10 protein-coding genes and 1 pseudogene are annotated in these 18,965 nt (G+C 73.3%); 4 read left to right on the forward strand and 7 right to left on the reverse strand.

All coding sequences use genetic code 11. The annotated features are described in order from the left end of the window. Positions 1 to 94: 94 nt before the first annotated feature. Together N8N77_RS02545 and N8N77_RS02550 are read right to left on the reverse strand one after the other, a co-directional pair. Positions 95 to 3,031 (reverse strand): UPF0182 family protein, encoded by a 2,937-nt coding sequence (locus N8N77_RS02545; RefSeq protein ID WP_261164393.1) that lies wholly within the window; start codon positions 3,029 to 3,031, stop codon positions 95 to 97. A gap of 126 nt (positions 3,032 to 3,157) precedes the next feature. Next, positions 3,158 to 4,294: a PDZ domain-containing protein gene (locus N8N77_RS02550; protein WP_261164394.1), complete on the reverse strand. Its 1,137-nt coding sequence runs from the start codon at positions 4,292 to 4,294 to the stop codon at positions 3,158 to 3,160. Positions 4,295 to 4,496: 202 nt separating this feature from the next. On the opposite strand from N8N77_RS02550, the gene N8N77_RS02555 reads away from it, so the two are divergent. Beyond that, positions 4,497 to 5,924 (forward strand): zinc-dependent metalloprotease, encoded by a 1,428-nt coding sequence (locus tag N8N77_RS02555; protein WP_396652794.1) that lies wholly within the window; start codon positions 4,497 to 4,499, stop codon positions 5,922 to 5,924. An 848-nt stretch (positions 5,925 to 6,772) separates the two neighbouring features. Here the strand turns inward: N8N77_RS02555 and N8N77_RS02560 are convergent. Both N8N77_RS02560 and nudC read right to left on the reverse strand, forming a co-directional pair. Then, entirely contained in the window at positions 6,773 to 8,509 is a 1,737-nt protein-coding gene (locus N8N77_RS02560; RefSeq protein WP_261164396.1) for an ATP-dependent helicase, read from the reverse strand. Beyond that, positions 8,506 to 9,402, reverse strand: coding sequence for an NAD(+) diphosphatase (gene nudC / locus N8N77_RS02565; RefSeq protein WP_261164398.1), 897 nt, complete (start codon positions 9,400 to 9,402; stop codon positions 8,506 to 8,508). Before nudC ends, N8N77_RS02560 begins: the two co-directional genes overlap by 4 nt. Positions 9,403 to 9,556: 154 nt before the next feature. Between nudC and N8N77_RS02570 the strand changes: the two are divergent. After that, a pseudogene (locus N8N77_RS02570) lies at positions 9,557 to 10,318 on the forward strand (phosphotransferase); the annotation flags it as partial. 377 nt (positions 10,319 to 10,695) lie between these two features. Here the strand turns inward: N8N77_RS02570 and N8N77_RS02575 are convergent. Further along, positions 10,696 to 14,187 carry an ATP-dependent DNA helicase gene (locus N8N77_RS02575; RefSeq protein ID WP_261164399.1) on the reverse strand — a complete coding sequence of 1,164 codons (3,492 nt, stop codon included), beginning with the start codon at positions 14,185 to 14,187 and terminating at the stop codon, positions 10,696 to 10,698. Next, positions 14,184 to 17,429, reverse strand: a complete 3,246-nt coding sequence (locus N8N77_RS02580) for an ATP-dependent DNA helicase (RefSeq protein ID WP_261164400.1) — start codon at positions 17,427 to 17,429, stop codon at positions 14,184 to 14,186. The genes N8N77_RS02575 and N8N77_RS02580 overlap by 4 nt, the downstream gene beginning before the upstream one ends. Before the next feature lie 160 nt (positions 17,430 to 17,589). Here N8N77_RS02580 and N8N77_RS02585 point away from each other — a divergent pair, with 160 nt between their 5' ends. Both N8N77_RS02585 and N8N77_RS02590 read left to right on the forward strand, forming a co-directional pair. Continuing rightward, positions 17,590 to 17,814 (forward strand): DUF3107 domain-containing protein, encoded by a 225-nt coding sequence (locus N8N77_RS02585; protein WP_261164401.1) that lies wholly within the window; start codon positions 17,590 to 17,592, stop codon positions 17,812 to 17,814. Between the two features lies 1 nt (position 17,815). Beyond that, positions 17,816 to 18,106 (forward strand): hypothetical protein, encoded by a 291-nt coding sequence (locus N8N77_RS02590; RefSeq protein ID WP_261164402.1) that lies wholly within the window; start codon positions 17,816 to 17,818, stop codon positions 18,104 to 18,106. Positions 18,107 to 18,130: 24 nt separating this feature from the next. Here the strand turns inward: N8N77_RS02590 and N8N77_RS02595 are convergent, their stop codons facing one another. Further along, positions 18,131 to 18,844 (reverse strand): ferritin-like domain-containing protein, encoded by a 714-nt coding sequence (locus N8N77_RS02595; protein ID WP_261164404.1) that lies wholly within the window; start codon positions 18,842 to 18,844, stop codon positions 18,131 to 18,133. Positions 18,845 to 18,965: the final 121 nt, after the last annotated feature.

The following is an 18,965-nucleotide window of genomic DNA, read 5'->3' on the forward strand; positions in this document are numbered from 1 at the left end:
GCCAATCGGGCCTGCCGAGGTGTGCCGGAGCACGCTGAAACGGCGATGCGCCGGGTCCCCGAGGGGCCCGGCGCATCGCGCAGTGGAGAGAGGGTTACTCCTCGCCGCCCTCCGGCGCCGAGGCGCCTTCGAGATCGAGCAGACGCTGCAGGGCGTCCATCAGGCGAGCGTCGGCCTCCGCGTAGGCCACCATGTCGCCCTCGGCCAGTGCGGTGTTCTTGGCGTCGACCGCCTCCGCCGCGTCGGCCAGGGCCGTCTCGCGCGCGTTCTCTTCGCTGGGGTCGGCCGGCGTGCCGCCCTGGTCCGGATCGGTCGGTTCCGTCGGCTCCGCGGGATCCGCCGGGTCGGTCGGCTCGATGTCCTCGTCACCCGTCTCCGATCCCGAGTCGCCGCCGAAGATCACATCGAGCGCCTCGGCGAGCGTGTCCTCGAACGCGATCTGGTCGCCGAACGAGACGAACACCTTCCGCAGCAGCGGGTACGAGGTGCCCGCCGTCGACTGCACGTACACGGGCTGCATGTAGAGGAACCCGCCACCGACGGGCACCGTGAGCAGGTTGCCGAGCGCGAGCTCGGAGTCGCCCAGCTGCAGCACGTTGCGCTCGTCCGCGATCTCCGGATCAGAGTCGAAGGTGTTCTGCACCTGGCCGGGACCGGCCACGGTGCTGTCGGCCGAGACCTCGAGCAGGCGCAGCGTGCCGTAGTCCTCCCGTTTCACGCCGGCCTCGGATCCCGCATCGGAATCGACCGCCAGGTAGCCCATGAGCACGTCGCGGCTGTTCTCGCCCGTCCCCGGCGGGATGAACGTCGTGAACATCGAGTACGCCGGCTCCTCCTGACCCGGCATCTGCATGGTCAGGTAGTACGGCGGCTGCTTGGTGTCGGGGTCCTGCGGGTCGGCCGGCGTGGCCCAGACGTCGTCACGCTGGTAGAAGCTGTTGGCGTCGTCCACGTGGTAGACGCCGAGCATGGCGCGCTGCACCTTGAACAGGTCGGTGGGGTACCGCACGTGGCTCATGAGCTCGCCGCTCATCTCGCTGATCGGCTCGACGGTCGTGGGGTAGACCTTCTGCCACGCCTGCAGCACCGGATCCTCCTCGTCCCACGCGTACAGCGTCACGCTGCCGTCGTACGCGTCGACCGTGGCCTTGACCGAGTTGCGGATGTAGTTGATCTCATCCACCAGCAGCTGCGGCGTCGGCACGTTGGAGTCGCTGATCGCGTCCGACAGGCTCACCGTCGACGAGTACGGATAGCTCGCGCTCGTCGTGTAGCCGTCGACGATCCAGACGATGCGCCCGTCCACGACGCTCGGGTAAGGATCGCTGTCGATCGTCAGGTACGGCGCCACCTTCTGCACGCGCAGGCTGGGGTCGCGGTCGTAGAGGATCTGCGACTCCTCGTTCACGTACTGCGAGAGGAAGATCTCCTCCGACTGGAACTTGAGCGCGTAGACGATCTTGTTGAGCAGGTTGCCCACGCTCGGACCGCCGTCGCCCTCGAACGTCGTCTTGGTGTCGCCGGCGCCCTCCTCGCCGCGCGGGTAGTCGAGCTCGATCGGCTCGGCACCCTCCGGCGCCCCGACGATCGAGTACTGCGGCGAGTTCTCGCCGAAGTACACGCGCGGCTGGTAGTCCTGCTCGGTGAGGAAGCCCTGCGACGGGATGCCGTCCTCGATGAAGACGGGCTGGCCCTCGCTCGTGCGCTCGTTGCCCTTGGCTGCCACGAGGCCGTAGCCGTGGGTGTAAACCATGGCGGTGTTCTGCCACGACGGGCTCTCCAGCTGCGCCTGGTTCAGCTCGCGGATGGCGACGACGGTGTCCTGCACCTCGCCGTCGATCTCGTAGCGGTCGACGTCGAGGTTGCGCTCGAAGCTGTAGTACTGGCGGAACTGCTGCAGCTGGCGCACGGTCGGGCTGATCACGCCCGGGTCCATGAGTCGCAGCGACGCCGTCGTGTCGGCGTCGTTGCGCAGCTGGCCCGCCTCGGTCGAGGTCTCGGCCGTGTACTCCGTGGTCTCGATCGTGTCGATGCCGTACGCCTCGCGGGTCATGTCGACGTTGCGCTGGTAGTAGTCGCGCTCCATGGCCAGCTGGTTGGGACGCACCTGGATCGTGTTGACGACCCAGGGATAGCCGACACCGACGACGAGCGACGTCACCAGCAGCAGCGCCGTGCCGGCGAGCGGGAGGCGCCAGCGGCCGATGACGGCGGTGACGATGAACAGCGCCGCGACGACGATGGCGGCGATGGCGAGGATCGTCAGTCCGGGGATCTGCGCGTTGACGCCGGTGTAGCCGGGGCCGGTGATGCGGTCGCTCGGGGCCACGAGCGTGTTGAAGCGGTCCAGCCACAGGCTCACGGCCTGGATGAGGATGTAGACCGCCGCCGTCACGGCGATCTGGATGCGCGCGGGCTTGGAGATGCGCAGCTCGCCCTGCCCGATCCGGACGGATCCGTACAGGTACGACACGATCGCCGCCATCACGAAGCTGATGAGCACCGCGGCCGAGGCGAAGGCGACGACCCCGGAGTAGAACGGCATGGAGAACAGGTAGAAGCCCATGTCCATGCCGAACTCGGGGTCGGCCTCGCCGGTCGAGACGCCGTTCAACCACAGCGCGGCGGACTCCCACTGCGCCGACGCGGCGAAGCCGGCGAAGAACCCGAAGAAGACCGGGATGCCCCACATCGCGAGGCGGCGCAGCGGCTCGACGACCTCCTGGTAGCGGTCGAGCTGCGAGCTCAGGCGCGCGTAGACGGGCCGCATGCGGTAGGCGAGGAAGATCGACACCCAGATCGGCGCCGCCATCCCGACGAACCCGATGACGAACATCAGCGCGCGGCCGAGCCACTGTGTCAGCAGCACGGAGTCGTACCCGAGCTGCTCGTACCAGAGGAAGTCGGCGTACAGCGTCGCGAAGACGAAGAACGCTCCGACGAGCGCGGCGATCACGACGAGCGAGATCGTCACCACTCGCCGGAAGGGACTGGGGGCTGTGGCGGGCGTCGGCGCTGAGGTCGATGTCACCCTGTCATCCTAGGCGGGCCGGGTCGCGCGGGGGCGCCGGGGAGGCGGCCCCCCGGCGGATTCGGGGGATTCCCCCCGTGCGCCGGCCGCCCGGCCGGGCGCGGACGGGCGCTCTCGCCTGCGGACCTACCCGGCCGCGCAGGACGGGAGCTCGTCCGCGTCGCCCGCCGCGATCGCCTCGACGGCCGCCACCGCGTCGTCGAGGGAGGCGATCGACACCACGGTGAGGCCGTCGGGCACGTGCCCGACCACCTGATCGCAGTTGTCCCGCGGCGCGAGGAACCATTCCGCCCCCGCGTCGCGGGCGCCGTGGAGCTTCTGACGAATGCCTCCGATCGGCCCTACCTCGCCGGCGCCGTCGATCGTTCCCGTGCCGGCGATGTCCTCGCCGCCGGTCGCCTCGCCCGGCGTGAGCACGTCGATGATCCCCAGCGCGAACATCGTCCCCGCGCTCGGTCCACCCACGTTGTCGAGCTGGATGTGCACGTCGACGGGGAAGTCGTCGTAGTCGGTCGTCAGGCTGACGCCGATCGCCCAGGCCTCCTCGCCCTCGATCACCGAGCGTGCGGGCGTGATCTCGGCCACGCCTGCCTCGCCCTCGCGCACGTAGCCGACCTCGATCGGTTCTCCCTCGCTGCGCTGGATCAGCTCACGCAGGCGCGCGACGTCGGTGACCTCGGCGCCGTCGGCCGTGGTGATCACGTCGCCCTCGTGCAGCAACCCGTTCGCCGGCGAGTCGTCGGTGAGCGAGACCACCTGGATGCGCGAGCCGATGTCGTAGCCGAGCTGTCGCAGCGCCGCGGCGGTCGCATCCGCCTGCGAGTCGACCATGAGCATCGCGTTCTGCTCCTCGCGCTGCTCGCTCGTCGTGCCCCGGGGGAACACCGCGTCGAGCGGCACGACGGCCTTCGACGGATCGAGCCACGCCGCGGCGACCTGGATCCACCGCGGCGTCCAGTCCCGGTTGCCGACGACCTGCACCGTGGTGAGATCGAGACTGCCGCCGGTCTCGTACGTCTCGGCGCCCTGCACCTCGATGAGGGGGACATCTTCGCCCTCGGCGTTCTCGGCGACGCCGATCGTGTTGTACACGGGGCCGGGCTGCTGGATCACGTACCCGGAGGGCATGAGCGTCAGCGCGAACAGCACCACGAGGGCGACCGCGAGCGAGACCGCCCCGATCGCGGTGCGGCGAGACATCCGCCTGATCGCCGACAGCGGGGTGGATCCGGGCTTCTCCCCCGGTTCGTCGAACAGGCTCACGCGCGTGCCATCTCCCTGTGAATCGTGGCCGTTCGCGCCCGGCGTAAGGCGGATCACCCGCCCGGCGTGCTGGTCGTCAACGGCGCGACTAGCGTAGAACGCAATACCTTCTGGCGCGCTGATACGGCGCACACGAGAGGCGGCTGACGTGTCCCAGGACGACCCCCGACCGGATGACGACCTGCCCGAGTTCCTGCGGCGCATGTTCGAGGGGATGCCCGGCGGATTCCCCGGCGGATCCCTCGATCCCGAGCAGTTGCGGCGGCTTTCGGAGGCGATGGGCGACGGCTCGGGCAGCCTGCCGTTCGACCCCGCGATGCTGCAGCAGATGATGCAGCAGATGCAGCGCGCGTTCGCCCAGGCGGGCGACGGCATCTCGTGGGACGCCACCAAGCGCGGCGCACTGCACATCGCCAATCAGGACGGCAAGGGGGTGACCGACGGGCAGCGCACCGACCTCGATCAGGCGTTCGCCCTCGCCAACCTCTGGCTCGGCGAGGCGACCGCCATCTCGGAGCTGACCGAGACCCCTCGCGCCATCACGCGCGGTGCCTGGGTGGAACTGACGCTGCCCGTGTGGCAGGAGCTCGCCGAGCCGGTCGCCACGAGCATCGCCGACGCGCTCATCGAGGCGCTGCGCACACAGTCGCCCGAGGAGATGCGGCCCATGCTCGAGGGCGCCGGGCGACTCATCCGCGGTATCGGCGGCCAGCTGTTCGCCGCCCAGTTCGGGCAGGTCATCGGGCGACTGTCGCTGGAGGTGATCTCGGGCGGCGACGTGGGCGTGCCCGTGATGCCGGCGGGCACCGCCGCGATCCTGCCGCAGAATTTCGCCGATCTGGGCCGCGGCCTGGAGATCCCGGACGACCAGCTGGCGATCTACGTGGCGGCACGGGAGCTCGCCCACGCGCGCCTGTTCCGGCACGCCAAGTGGCTGCGCCTGCAGGTGATCGCACAGGTCACCGAGTACGCACGCGGCGTGGACATCGACGTCGAGCGGCTCGAGGAGATGGCCTCACGCTTCGACCCGCAGAACCCGGAGGAGCTGCGCGACGCGCTGCAGAGCGGCGCGCTGCTGCCCCAGCAGTCCGAGGCACAGCGCCTGGCGTTGACCCGCCTGGAGAACCTGCTCGCGCTGATCGAGGGCTGGGTCGACGTCGTGACCGCCGACGCGACGAACCGGATGCCCGATCTCGAGCGGATCGCCGAGACGATCCGCCGGCGCCGGGCCGCCGGCGGACCCGCCGAGGACGCCCTCGCGGCGCTGGTGGGTTTGCAGCTGCGCCCGCGCCGACTGCGCGAGGCGGCGGCGATGTGGCGAGCCGTGACCGAGGCGGTGGGCGTGACGGCGCGCGACGCGCTGTGGGACTACCCCGATCTCATGCCGCAGGGCGAGGACATCGACGAGCCCTCCCGCCTCATCGCGCGGCTCGAGGCCAAGGCGCGCGGCGACGAGCCCGAGCCCGACGAGATGGACGCCGCTCTCGCGCAGCTGCTTGCCGAGGCCGAGGGCGATCCGGGCGCACCCGACGAGCGCGCGGACCGGCCCGCGGAGGGAGAGGTGCCCGGCGACGCCCCGGACTCGCGCGAGGACAATGGCGAGGGCCCGGAGGGCCCGCGCGCCGTCTGACCCGCCCCGGTGGCGCGGCGCGTCGGTATCGGCCCGCTCCCACCGGCGCCGCCTGGCGCCCCTCCCGCTCCGCCCTGTGGATAACGACCGCTGACGGCCGTCGCGGCGACAGAATCGCGGCATGACCCCGCTGCGACTCGACCCCGCACACGTGCCCCTCTGGCGCGACGGCTCGACGCTGCAGTTCGGGCGCGAGGGCGCCGTCGTGCTGCACGACCCCGCGCCGTGGCAGGAGCGCATCCTCACCGAGCTGGAGCGCGGCGCCGATCCGGGGCGCCTCGAACGGCTGGCGGCCGCCCTGCGCGTGCCCCGCGAGGCGCTCGAAGCGCTCCTCGACCGGCTCTCCCCCGTGCTGCGTCGTGAGGACGAGCCGCGTCGCGTCGCCGTGATCGCCGCCGACGGCTTCCCGGAGCGCGCCGTCCACGACGTGCTCGATGCCCTCGAGGGGTGCGGCTGCGAGCCCGCCTGGATCGCTCCGGGTCAGCCCCCCGCCGTCGTGCGTGATGGCCGAATCGAACGCATCCCCGTGCTGCTGCTGGCTGCCCACGCCGTCGCGCCGTACCTCTGGGCGGCGCTGCAACGGGCCGACGCCCCCCACCTTCCGATCGTGTTCGCGGGAGGGCGCGCCGACATCGGCCCCCTCGTTCTGCCCGGACGCACCGCGTGCCTCGGCTGCCTCGCGCTGCACGACCGCGACGGCGATCCCGCCTGGCCCACGCTCGCCGCCCAGCTCCTCGCCCGCCGGGCGCCCGAGATCCCCCTGCCGCTCGCCGTGGAGGCGGCCGCCCTCGCGGCTCGCCTGCTCGACGACGAGCCCGAGCCCGGCAGGTCCGAGCGGTCGCGATCCGTCAGGATCGGCGCGGACTCCCGCCGGCGGTGGCGCTCCCATCGACCGCACGCAGAATGCCTGTGCCGCCTGATGCCGGACGAGGACCGGCGATCTCCGTCAGGAAGCGCGACGGCCGGCGCGCCGTGCGGCCCGAGCCCCGCGACCACGACAGCGACAGCGTTCGCGCGGCCCGCGTGATGCCGACGTACGCCAGGCGCCGCTCCTCGTCGATCTGCTCGAGGGTCGTCGCGTACGAGATCGGCAGCAGCCCCTCCGACAGGCCGGCGAGGTGCACGTGCGGCCACTCGAGGCCCTTGGCGGCGTGGATGGTCGCCAGCGTCACGGTGCGCAGCGACGGCTCGTGGTTGTCCTTCGCCCGCGCCAGCAGCCCGTCCGCGAAGCCGCGAAGCGTCGTGCCGGGCCGGGCCTCCTCCGCCAGTCGGAGGATCGCCTGCCGCGCCTCCCATGCGTCGCGCAGGGCACCGCCGGCCGCCGGCGGCTCGGCGTCGTGACCCAGGCTCCGCAGCACATCGCGCACCGTGCGAACGAAGTCGGCGTGCTCCTGCGGTGCGACGGCGGCGCCCCGCAGCGCCAGCACCGCCTGGCGCACCTCGGGCAGGTCGAAGAACCGGGTGCCGCCCAGCACCGACGTCGCCACGCCCCGGGCCGCGAGCGCCTGCTGCAGGGCGGCCGACTGCGCGTGGGAGCGATACAGGACGGCGATCTCATCGGGGCGTGCTTTCTGCAGCTGCCGTTCGATGGCGAGCGCGACCCCCGCCGCCTCCGCCGTGTCGTCGGGGTACTCCGTCACCGTCGGGGTCGGCGAGAGGCGCTCCTCACGCCCCGACACGAGCGTGAGGGCACCGGGTCGGCCGCGCATGAGCGCATTGGCGACGTCGATGACCGAGCGATCCGAGCGGTAGTTGCGCTCCAGGCGCACGACCGTCGCGTCGGGATAGCGCCGCTCGAAATCGAGCAGGAAGCGGGCGTCGGCACCGGCGAACGAGTAGATCGTCTGGCTCGCGTCCCCCACCACGCACACGTCGCGCCGCTCCCCCAGCCACAGCTCGAGCAGCCGGTTCTGCAGCGGCGAGACGTCCTGGTACTCGTCCACCGTGAAGTGCCGGTACTGCTCACGCACCGCCGCGGCCACGCGCGGCTCGGCCTCGAGCATGCCGGCGCACGCCAGCAGCACGTCCTCGAAGTCGAGCTGGCGTCGCTCGTCCTTGAGCGCCTCATACGACCGCATGAGCGCCACCAGCGCGTCGGGGCCGATCGCTCCGACGCGTCGCTCGAGCCGCGCGTACTGATCGATCGACCGCATCGTGATCTTGCGCCACTCGATCTGGGCAGCCACGTCGCGCAGCGTCGCCGTGTCGGGCTTCAGACCGACGCCGTCGGCCGCATGGGCCAGCAGGCGCACCTTGTTGTCGATGATCTTCGGCGCCACGTCGCCGGCCACCGTCGGCCAGAAGAAGTTCAGCTGCGCGAGCGCGGCCGAGTGGAACGTGCGCGCCGCCACCCCGTCGACGCCGAGCGCGCGCAGGCGCCCGCGCAGCTCGCCCGCGGCCTTCGTCGTGAAGGTGAGGGCCATGACGCGCTGCGGCGAGTACTCGCCCGTCTCCACCCCGTACGCGATCCGGTGCGTGATCACGCGCGTCTTGCCCGCGCCGGCGCCGGCCAGCACGGCGACCGGTCCGCGCAGCATCTCGGCCGCCTCGCGCTGGCGCTCGTCGAGCGCATCCAGTGCGCTCACGCCGGCTCCCCGTCGCGCTCCGCCCACTCGCGGATGAGCCGGTGGGCGATCGAGACGCGGCCAGGCAGACCCACACCCCGGCCGGCGAGGCCCTCCCGGATCTCGTCCCGTGTGAACCACCGCACGTTGACGATCTCGGTGCCGTCCGCGCGCGCCTCCCCGTCCGCGACGGCGCGCGCGTGGAAGCCGAGCATGAGGGAACGCGGGTACGGCCAGCCCTGCGATCCCGCGTAGCGCACGTCGATCAGACGGACGCCGGCCTCCTCCGCGATCTCGCGGTGGATCGCCGATTCGAGCGACTCGCCCGCCTCGACAAAGCCCGCGAAGCAGGAGTGCATGCGCCCACCCCATGCCGCGTTCGCGCCCAGGAGCAGCCGCTGGCCGTCCTCGCTCTCGACGGCGACGATCACCGCCGGATCGGTGCGGGGGAACACCTCACGGCCGCAGCCCGCACAGCGGCGCGCCCAGCCGGCGAGAGTGAGCGGCGCCGGCGAGCCGCACGCCGGGCAGAAGCCCTCGCCGAGGAACCGCGACAGGCTCACGGCCACGACGAACGTCTCGGATTCCCCCGGCGGCAGGTCGGCACCGATCTCGCGCAGCGCGACCCAGCCGTCGGGCGCAGCCACAGGGTCACCCTCGCCGTGCCACGCGGCCAGCAGCACGGCCGCCCCGCGCTCGTCACGGCCGAGGAAGGCCCATTCCGCGCCGGCCGTGACCTCCTCCGGCGCGACCCAGCGCAGCGCCGGCGTCTCGCCCGCCGCGCGGGGCGCCGCATCGCCGCGCACGACGAGCACGCGGGCGTCGCTGTCGGCGCGGAGCGCGTCGAGCAGGCCGTCCCGCTCCCGCTCCGCGGCGCTGCGTTCGACGGTTCCGACGGGGGCGGGACGGGGCATGCGGGACCTCTTTCGCGTCACGGGCGTGTCGGGAACTCCTCGCCGGCGTGCGACGGGCGCTCCCCTGGGGGACACGCCCGAGCGCGGTTCGCGTGTGGCGTGCTCGCGGGCGTGGCGCGGGTGCCGGGCGGTTCGCCCGAATACCCTGAAACGCATGGCACGCTCTCCCCTCACTCTAGCGGCGGCGGTCACGGCGGCCGTGCCCGGCGCCGAGGTCGTCGCGACTCGGCCGCTGACGGCGGACGGGGCCGGGCGCTACGACTCCGCGGTCGCGACCCTGACCGACGGGAGCGAGGTCGTCATCCGCACCCCCGTCGACGAGTCGGCCGAGAGCGAGCTGGCGGCCGAGGCGGTGGCGCTGCGGGCGCTCACGCCCGGCGTGCGCGAGCTGCTCCCGGTCGCGGTGCCCGAGTACCTCGGATCGGCGGTGCTGCGTGAGGGGCGCGCCACGGCCATGACGATGCTGCCGGGCTATCAGATCGACGCGGCCGAGATCCCGCCCGGCGAGGGCGCCGCCACCTCGATCGGCCGCACGATCGCCGCGATCCATGCTCTCCCCCCGTCGGTGGTCCGCGCCGCGGGGCTCCCCGAGCGCACCCCCGAGCAGTCGCGCACCGACGTGTCGCGCGTCATCGATGCCGCGGCCGCGAGCGGCCGGGTCCCCGTGCGGCTCACGGTGCGGTGGCGTGCCGCGGCCGACGACGACCGGCTGTGGGCGTTCGAGTCCGCCGTGGGCCTGGGCGGCACGCAGGCGGCGTCGTTCGTGTTCACCGACGACGCGCGCGACGCGCCGGTCGTGACCGGGGTGCTCGACTGGCACGGGCTGTCGATCGACGACCCGGCCATCGACCTGCAGTGGGTGGCCTCGGCCCCCGACGCCGCCCCGCACGTCTTCTCGGCCTATGCGGCCGCCGCTCACCGCGCCCCGGACGACGCGCTCGAGGTGCGGGCGCGGCTGCACGCCGAGCTCGAGTTCGCCCGCTGGCTGCTGCACGGCCTCGAGACGCACCGGGCCGATGTCGTCGACGACGCGGCCGGCTTGCTCGAGTCGCTCGCCGAGGGCGTGCGCGACAACGACCTGCTCGCCGGGCTGCGTCGCGACGGCGAGACCGACATGGACGACGCCATCGCGGTCCTCGGGCGCGTGCCCGAGAGCGCCGAGCGCGCCGCGGGTGGCGGCGGCATCGCCATGGAGACCGACGCCTACGATCCCGCCGATCTGTCGCTCACCGCGGACGTGCCGTGGGACGACGCCGACGGCGGGGAGCGGGAGGGCGACGCGCCGGGCGCGCGTCAGGACGCCGGGGAGCCCTCGCCTACCGAGCCGATCGACGTCGCCGACCTCCAGCGCTCGACGAGCTCCTCCTCGGACCAGACCTCCCCGCCGCGCAGCACCAGCTCGTCCGACACGTAGAACAGCGCCACGTCGATCCGGTCCAGCGGCACACCGTGCCGGCGGTGGTACGCCAGCCGGTACAGCGCCAGCTGCAGCATGCGGTCGCGCTTTTCCGCCTCGGTGCGGGGCGCGGCGCCCGTCTTCCAGTCGACGATCTCGATGCGATCCCCACGGCGATAGACGGCGTCGAGCTTGCAGATGACGATGTGCGGCGGCTCCCCGGCGCGCCCCGGCAGGACGAAGTCGATCTCGGTCTCCACCTCGAGCGGCTGAAGGTCGGCCCACTCGCTGCGCTCGAAGATCGCGCGCAGTCGCGCCAGCTCTGCCTCGTCCGTGGCCGACAGCGCCTCGCCGAGGACCTCACCCGCAGCGTCGTCGCCGAAGAGCTCGTCGTCGCTCTCCCAGAGGGCGTCGTCCGGCGACGGTCCGCGGCCCACCAGTCCGGAGCGCTGCTCCACCCACTGGTGGAAGAGGGTGCCGAGGCGCGTCTGGCGATACGGACGCTCGGGCATGGGGCGTGCGATCTGCGACACGGTGCCGGCGTAGTCGGTGACGTAGTCCTTGAAGCGCGATGCCGGCACGCGCGTGGGCGGGCGCAGCGCCGGGCCGTTGTCTCGACGGCGCCGTTCCTCCAGCAGGCGGCGCAGCTGCGGCGTCGGCTCGGTCGGCTCGGAGTCCTGCGCGGCGCGCACCAGCTCCGCCGCGCGCTCCACGGCGCCGCGGCGGGACCCGAGCGGGTCGAGCGGCCACTGCAGGGTGCCACCCTCACCGTCGTACGGGTTCTCGTCGACGTCGGCCGGCTCGATCGGCGCCAGGCCGAGCTCGTCGATCACCTCGGTCAGGTAGATGCTGGGATCGCGCGGTTTCGACTGGCCCGCCCACGAGGATCCCGTCAGCAGCAGGTGCGAGCGTGCGCGCGTGACGGCCACGTACGCCAGGCGGCGCTCCTCCTCGAGCTGGTGCTCGCGGCTGGCCGCCTTGAACGCCGCGATCGCCGCCCCCAGCTCCTTCGCGGTGCTCTCGGGCCCGGGCCGCCAGTCGAGGTGTGGAAGGGCGTCGCGGTCGCCGCGGAAGGCGTAGGGCAGCTGACCGAAACCCAGCCAGCCGAACGTGCTCGGCGGGCTCTTGGGCAGCTCGTCCTTGACCATGCGCACCACCGCCACGGCGTCCCACTCCAGACCCTTCGCGCCGTGGATCGTGAGCAGTTGCACGACGCCGGGTTCGGGCGGCTCGATGCGGGGCATCAGCTCGTCGGTCTCCTCGGCGTGCGCGAGCCACGCCAGCAGGCTGCCGATCGTGCCGCGCTCGTCGGCGTCGAGGAAGGCGCGCACCTCGTCGACGAACGCCCGCAGCTGCGTGGCGGCCACGCGCGCGGGGCCGCGGGCCTCGTTCGAGGCGAGCTCGACGTCGAGGCGCAGCTCCAGCTCGATGAGGCGGATCAGCTCCGGGATGGGTTGCCCCGCCGCCCGCCGCAACCGGTCGAAGACGCTCGCCGCCTCGCGCAGGCGCGCGCGCCCCTCAGGGGTGATCGCCTGCAGCAGCCGGTAGTCGTCCGGCACGGACCGCACGAACTCCAGCGCGTCGACGATCGACACCTGCTCGTCGGCGCCCGAGGAGGCGCGGATCCGCGCGAGCAGCTCGTCGGAGAGCGGCATGAGTGCACCGTCGCGGCGCGAGAGCGTGGTGGCGAGGTCGTACAGCGCCGCCATGTCGGCCACCCCCACCCCGAAACGCGGCCCCACGAGGAGCCGGATGAGCGAGGAGCCCTGCGTGGGGTCGTGGATGACGCGCAGGGCCGCGAGGACGTCGGTGACCTCGGGCGTGGCGAGCAGCCCTCCCAGTCCGAGGATCCGGTGCGGGATGCCGCGGCGGTCCAGCGCATCCGCGAACGTCTGCATGTGCTTCTTCGCGCGGAACAGGATCGCCCCGCTCGGTGCGTGCCCGGCGCTGCGCGCGGGGTCGCCCCCGGCCGCGGGGTCCGCCGCCTCGCCGCGCACCTGCGCGAACCACTCCGCGACCGCCTCGGCCTCCTCGTCCACCGTCGCCGTGAAGCGGTGCTCGACCCGCCCCTCGCCGACGCCCGGCCGGTCGCGGAGGGGTTCGACGGGAAGACGCCCGGGCTGCCGCAGCGGTGCGAGCAGGCGGTTGGCCGCGCGCAGCACGGCACGGTCGTTGCGCCAGCTGATCATGAGGTCGTAGCGCGACGCCGGCACGTCGTCGGCGAACGCCGTCGCGAACGCGTGCAGGTTGTCGGCGCTGGCACCGCGCCACCCGTAGATGGACTGGTTCGGGTCGCCCACGGCCATCACCGCCGCATCGCGGAAGACGGTGGCCAGCAGCCGGGTCTGAATGACCGAGGTGTCCTGGTACTCGTCGAGCAGCACCACGCGGTACTGCTCGCGCAGCTCGCGACCCACCTGCGGCGCCGCCTCGATGATCTCGAGCGCCCCTGTCACCTGATCGGCGAAGTCGAGTACGCCGCGCCGGTCCTTCTCGGCGCCGTACTCGCGCACGAGCTCCAGCAGCCGCGGCAGCGCCCGGAGGTTGTCGCACGCCTTCTCGATGTCGCCCTTGGTCGCGCGATCGCGGTTCGCGAAGGGCTCCATGCGCTCGGCGAGATCCGCGGCATGCCGCGCCACCGCGTCGAGGTCGGCGCGGTGGTCGAGCGCGTCGCCGGCCAGCCGCTGCACGGCCTCCACGATGGTCGAGAGGGCGGGATCGATCTCGTCGAGCCCCGCCTCGTCGGCCCGCATCACGACGGCGCGGCTGAGCAGCCACGACGCCGACTGCGACAGCAGCGCCGCCTCGGGATCGCGCCCGATGCGGGCGGCGTGCTCGCGCACGATGGCGTCGGCGAAGGCGTTGTAGGTCGCCACGCGCGGGCGCTCGAGCAGACCGGCGATGCCGGAGGCGCGCGCCGGGTCCCAGCCGATGTCGTAGGCGGCGGCCAGCTCATCGAGCACGGCACGGCGCACGGCGCGCTGAGCCTCGGGTGCCGCCGCCGCGATGCGGTCGAGGGCGCCGGATGCGACGATCTCGGGCAGGTGCGGCAGCAGACCGCGTTCGCCGAACTCGCCGATGCGCTGCAATCGCGCGCCGATCCGCTCCGCCAGCTCGCCGGCGGCCTTTCGCGTGAAGGTGAGCCCGAGGATCTGCGATGCGTCGACGTGGCCGTTCGCGACGAGCCAGACGACGCGCCCCGCCATCGTCTCGGTCTTGCCGCTGCCGGCGCCGGCGACGACGAGGGCCGGTCCGGCCGGCGCCTCGATGACCTCGCGCTGTGCCGCCGTGGGCGTGGGCTGACCCAGCGCGGTCGCGATGACATCGGCCGACAGCGCGAGCGGTCCGGTCCATACCGGGGCGACGGCGACGGCGGCGGGCGCGCTCACGAGGCGCTCACCGCCTTCACGGTGTGCGGTCGGCACAGCGTGGGTCGGTGCGAGCCCTGGCAGTGCACATCCACATTGGCGGTGAAGCCGGCGGCCGACATGCCCCGGGCCGCGTCGACCACGCGCCGCAGGAACGCCGCCCGCGCCTCGGGACCGAGCGCGGGCTGGTGAGCCACCCGGTAGGCGGACTTGGCCGTCTTCTGCGACACCACGACGAGCCGGGCGCCGGCGAGCGATCCCGGATCTGCTCCGGGCACGAGGCCGGCCTCGACCGCGAGCTGGTAGGCGGCCAGCTGCGCGTCCTCGGCGACCTTGATGTCGGACGTGCGGTCTTCGTACCGGCCGGTCTTCAGGTCGGCGATGACGACGGTCTCCCCCGCTGAAGCGTCCGCGGGGCGCGTGGGGGTCCATCCGCGTCCGCGCGCCTCCGCGTGCTCGCCGGCACCGACCGGATACGCCTCGACGCGGTCGATGATGCCGCTGAGGAGCGCGTGCGGACCGAGCTCCGCTCGCTCCGCGCCCTCCGGGATGCCGACCACGCGCGGCTCGTCGTCGAGCGTGACGGCGAGGCGGAACGGTGCCTCGGCCGCCACCGGGCGGCCGCCCTCGTGGCGCACGTGTCGCAGGTAGTGATGCAGGCGCTCGACGTACTCCTCGGCGCGACGACGCTCCTTGCGCTCGATCCAGCCGGCCTCGAACTCCAACTCGCCCCAACGGGCGTCCAGCACGCCGCGCATCGTGTCGAGATCTCCGTCGGGCGCGGCCTCGAGCGCCGCGTGCAGGATCGTGCCGATGCCGGCCGACGGGGCGCCCGCCGTGTCGCCGCCGAGCGCGCGCACCGCCCAGTCCAACCCGCACGCCTCGAACGTCTCCACGCGCGATGGCGAGACCCGCACGGGCCGCACGTCGGGATCGATGAGGGGAGCCGTCGTCGACGGGCCGCGCACGCCGTACCACTGGGCAGGGTCGGCACCGGGTACGCCCTCGCGCGCCATCACGGCGAGCTGCGCGGCGGCCTGCTGCTTCGCGGCGTCGGGCGCGGCCGAGGTGAGCGTGCGGCGATGCCGCGCGACGAGCCCGCGCAAGGTCAGCGGGTGCTCGATCGGCTCGGCGGCCGCGTCGTCCGGGCCCTCGGGAAGCAGGCTCAGCAGCGGACTGGGTGAGCTGGCATCGTCGTCCACCGCCGTCACGAGCAGGCGCGAGCGTGCCCGCGAGACGGCGCGGACGAACAGCCGCAGCTCGTCGTGCAGCGCCGCACGTCGCCGATCCAGCACGCCCGCGGGCTCGGGCGCCGCGGTACCCGAGCGCGCCGCGGCGACGGCGTCACCCAGCCGCCACGAGTCGAGCAGCCCCCCGCGCAGGCGCACGTTGGGCCACACGCCGTCCTGCACGCCCGCGATGACGACCGCGTCGAACTCGGTGCCCAGCGCCATCGCCGGCGTCATGAGCGTGACGGTGCCGGGGCGCTCCGGTGCGGTGAGCGAATCCTCGGGCACATCACTGTCGAGGATGTCGTGGATGAACGGCTCTGGCCCCTCGCCGGGCGAGCGCTCGTTGTAGCGCTTGGCCGCGTCGAACAGCGCGACGAGCCCGTCGAGCGCGCGCCCGGTCTCGGCGGCCAGCGGCTGCGCCGACACGGCCACCTCGTGCCATGCCCCCGACAGTCGCCGTCCGTCCGATGTGCGCGCGCGATCCCACGCCTCCCAGAGCAGCTCGTGGATGGTGGCGCCCGCACGGCCCATCTCGTGGAGGCGGCGGAGCGTCTCGGCGAGCCTGTGCGCCGCACGTGCCTCGGCGGTGTCGATGAACGTGAGATGCACGGGTTCGTTGAGCGCCTCGCGCAGCAGCTCGCGTGCGGGGCGCGTGCCCCCGGACTCTAGTTCGCGGTGCCGCAGGCGGGCGCGCAGCCGGCGCACCCCGACCCCGTCGAGTCCCCCGAACGGCGAGCGAAGCGCCTCCAGCAGCGCGTCGCCCTCGCGCTGCTCGGGCACCGTCAGCCCGAGCCTGACGAGCTCGACGAGCTCGCGCACGGCCCGCTCGCTGCCGAGCGGCCGCTGCACGCCCGCCGCCCGGGTCGGCACCTCTCGGGCGGCGAGCTCGGTCTCGAGTGCCGTGATCTGCCGGGTGTCGTGGGCGATCACCGCCATGCGGTCCCACGGCACGCCGTCGTCCAGGTGCCAGGAACGCAGCGTCCAGGCGATCCGGTCGGCCTCCTCGTACGGCGACGCTGCGACCCTCGCCTCCACGACCCCGGGCGCCTCGATCTCCGGGCCGGGGGCGCGGCGGTGCTCCACGCGGCCGCCGGCACCGATCTGCTGCGTCACGGCGCGCGCCAGCCGCGAGATCGCCGCGTGACCGCGGTGGTCGCCGTCCAGGACGTGCACCGGACCGAGCGCACCCGCCAGGCGCGCGAACAGCTCGGGAGTCACACCGCGGAACGCCCCCGACCCGATGTCGGGATCGCCGAAGGCGAGCACCGCGACGCCGCGGGCGCGCAGCGCCTCGACGAGATCGACGCCGCCGCGCGTGAGCTCCTGGGCGTCATCGATCAGCACGGCGCGCAGGCGATCCAGCTCCCCCAGCCGGTGCCCGCCCGCGAGCACCTCCGCAGCCTCACGGTACAGCTCGGCGCTGTCGCGGTGCGAGGCCCGCATGCCTGCCAGCACGTTGCGGTAGTCGCGGACGAAACCCGCGACGGCCGCCCACGTGTCCGACCCGAGAGACTCCAGCTCGCCCGGCTGGACGCCGCGTTCCGTCAGCTCGGAGAGGAAGGCGCGCAGCTCGGAGCGGAAACCCGCCGACCGACGCACCGTGGGTCCGAGGTGTGCCGGCCAGCGGCTTAGCCCCGCGCGCTCGTCCAGCTCGTCGCCCTCCAGGATCTCGGCGATGATCCGATCCTGGTCCGCGCCGGTGAGCAGCTGGGGCGGTTCCTCGCCCCGGCGCACGGTATCGGCCCGCACGATCTGGAACGCCAGCGACCCGACGGACCGGGCCAGCGGACCGGGAGTCGCCACCGCCACCCGCACGCCGAGTGCGTCCCGCAGCCGCGTGGCGGAGGGCCGCGTGGGCGTGAGCACGACCAGAGCCTCCGGCGCGAGCGCACCCGAGCCGAGCAGGCGTGCGACACGCTCGATGAGCACGGCGGTCTTGCCCGTGCCGGGCGCGCCGATCACGGTGCCCGACGCCTCGGCGGGCAGCTCGACCACCGCGCGCTGGGCGAGGTCGGGGGTCTCCAGGGGCACAACTCCAACGTAACCAGCGGCACCGACATCCCGCGGCCGGATCGCGGCGGGGCGCACCCTGTTCGCCGTCAGCGTGCGCGCCGCCCCCGCCCCGGCCGATCGCATAGGCTGACGTCAGCCCGGCACCGGCCGTGGCGCGCGCGACGAAAGGCAGTCACCCGTGGAGATCCGCATCGGCATCACCAACTCCGGCCGTGAGCTCAGCTTCGAGTCCTCCGAGTCGGCCGAGACCGTCCGCCAGACCGTCGCCACGGCGCTCAAGGACGGCACCATGCACATCGAGCTGACCGACACGAAGGGCACGACGTATCTCGTTCCCGTGGCGAACCTCGCGTACGTCGAGATCGGTTCCGAGGGCAAGCGCCCGGTCGGCTTCGTCTCCTGACATGTACATCCTCCTGGCGCTCATCGCCGCCGCGGGTCTCGGCATCGCGCTGCACTACGCGCTGCCGCAGCGCGACACGCGCGGCGTCGTGCTGACACCGGGGGTCGCCGCGCTCGCGGCCGCGGTGGTCTACGCCGTGCTGACGTGGCTTGGCTGGGGCGAGGACAACGTCTGGCAGTGGGTCGCGACCCTCGGCGCGGCGGTCGTCGTCGCCGTCGTGGTGACGGTCGTGCTCGGCACCCTGCGCGCCCGGCGCGACGAGGCGGAGCGCCGGCGACTCCGGATCGCCTGACCGCCCCGGCGCCGATCCGGCCGATCAGGCCGCGAGGCCGAGCGCGTCCATGCGCCGCGCGTGCGCGGCCATGAGCGCCGTGAAGACGGGCTCGACCCGCTTCTCGTCATCGAGGCCCAGCCGTTCGGGAGCCAGCGCCGCGCGGGCCACGAGCAGCGTGTCGCCCACGAGTCGGCGGGCCCACATCGACAGGAGCGAGCGCATCTCGTCGTCGCTCTCGATCGTCGCTCGCAGCAGCTCCTCGAGCTGCTCGCGGTCGCTCGCCTCGCCGAGGATCTCCGAGACCCGACGCCCGGTGGTGCCGTAGCCCGAGGCGAGGGCGAGGTAGAAGTCGTCGAGCATGCCCGCGGTGATGTACACCGACAGCATCGTCTCCCGCGGACGCGCGCCGATCGTCGCGCCCCGGAAGGCGTCGAGCTGCTCACGGAACGGCAGCATGACCTCGGTGGGATCGCCCACGCGGTCCTGGATGAGCCGCACGATCTGGCGGTGCTTGCGCAGTGCGCGGCCGGCGGCGAGCGAGAGCGCCTCCTTCTCGGCCAGTTCCGGCGTGGCGCGAATGAGCCTCGTGAGGGTCTCGAAGTACCCCAGCTGGAGATACGCCGCCTGGCCGAGGAACGTCGCGACGTCGGGCGCCAGCTCCGCGAAGTCCACGCGTCGCGCATCGCCCAGATCGCCGCGCGAGCGCAGCTTCAGGATGCGCGCGGGCGGTCGGCGCCTCCAGAACCAGTTCACCACGCAGCGATCCTACGCGGCGCCGGTCGGGAGGCGCGGATGCGCTGCGCCCCGCGCCGCTCAGCGGCTTCCCCGCCGCCATCCCCTAGGCTGGAACACGGCCCCGCCGACGGACGCGGGGCGC

The organism is Microbacterium sp. Marseille-Q6965 (assembly GCF_946151065.1).
Classification (GTDB): domain Bacteria; phylum Actinomycetota; class Actinomycetes; order Actinomycetales; family Microbacteriaceae; genus Microbacterium.

Coding starts and splice junctions, on each gene's coding strand:
- N8N77_RS02555 (WP_396652794.1), top strand. CDS start 4,497: ATGTTCGAGGGGATGCCCGGCGGATTCCCCGGCGGATCCCTCGATCCC.
- nudC (WP_261164398.1), bottom strand. CDS start 9,402: ATGCCCCGTCCCGCCCCCGTCGGAACCGTCGAACGCAGCGCCGCGGAG.
- N8N77_RS02590 (WP_261164402.1), top strand. CDS start 17,816: ATGTACATCCTCCTGGCGCTCATCGCCGCCGCGGGTCTCGGCATCGCG.